Origin of the sequence: Mycobacterium sp. E2327 (assembly GCF_001672675.1) — a bacterium.
Taxonomy (GTDB): Bacteria; Actinomycetota; Actinomycetes; order Mycobacteriales; family Mycobacteriaceae; genus Mycobacterium.
Map to the genome: position 1 here is coordinate 1 of NZ_LZKE01000163.1, position 1,059 is coordinate 1,059.

At 68.1% G+C, this 1,059-nt stretch carries 1 protein-coding gene and 1 pseudogene; both read right to left on the reverse strand.

All coding sequences use genetic code 11. The features are described from left to right. Positions 1–560 (reverse strand): PE family protein (locus A5712_RS19455; RefSeq protein ID WP_156766651.1); only part of this gene is annotated, 560 nt, incomplete at its 3' end. Between the two features lie 236 nt (positions 561–796). Further along, positions 797–1,059: pseudogene (locus tag A5712_RS31445) on the reverse strand (esterase); the annotation flags it as partial.

Here is a 1,059-nt window from a genome sequence, read left to right on the forward strand (position 1 = left end):
GATTGTGGGGCCACGGCGGTGGCGGCGGGGCCGGCGGAAACGGCAAGGCCCTGATCGGCGGTGCCGGCGGGAACGGCCTGCCCGGCGCCGCCGGATCCCCCGTTGCCGCCGTCCCCGATCAGCCAGCCGCCGTTGCCGCCGGCTTGCCCGGTTCCCGGCGCCCCGTTGGCCCCGTTGCCGATCAGCGGGCGCCCCGTCAGCAGCTTGACCGGCCCGGCCGGCAATCCCGCGGTCAGACTCTGCAGTTCACCGACCAACGCCGTCAACGGGTCGGCGTTGGCCGCCTCTGCGCCCGCATATTGCCCGGCACCTGACGTCAACGACTGAACGAATTGGTCATGAAAAGCCGTCGCCTGCGCGCTGAGGGCCTGAAACTCTCGGGCGTAGCTGCCGAACAACGAAGAAATCGCAGCCGAAACCTCATCCTGTCCCGCCGCCAATAATGACGTCGTCGAAGCCGCCGCCGCCGCATTGGCCGACCTAATCGACAATCCAATGCCGCGTAAATCCGACGACGCCGCGGTGACGAGCTCGGGAGATATCAGGACAAAAGACGGCATCTGCGGCTCCTCTGGGATGTGAACGGGGCGAACGAAACACAGGTAACCGAAAACTTACGCTTTCACTTGGCGTCCGGATGTGATTTCACGAATCGGAATGGCGTGTTGCGCCATTCCGTGGCGCGACGCTAACCCGGCTCGCAAGCGACTGGTATAAGCGCCCGCATTCGTCATCGTGTTGCGGTCCGAAAAGGCGCCGATTTCAAATGCCGGATCTCGACCGATCAACACGGATATCACACCGACTGCCCGTCGCCGCCGCCATTCCCGCCAATGATCAATGCCTCGGCGCCGGAGCCGGCGACGCCGGTGGCGCCCCCGTCACCGCCGTATTGGCCGGCGCCGCCACCCACGCCTCCGGTACCGCCGAAGTCACCCTTCGTTCCGGCGACACCGGGGTCGGCGTTGGCGGGGTAGGCCCAGGCGCCGCCGCCACCCCCGCCGCCGGGGCCGGTTCCGCCGGCTCCGCCGCCACCCCCGAAAGCCAGCGGCGACGCGG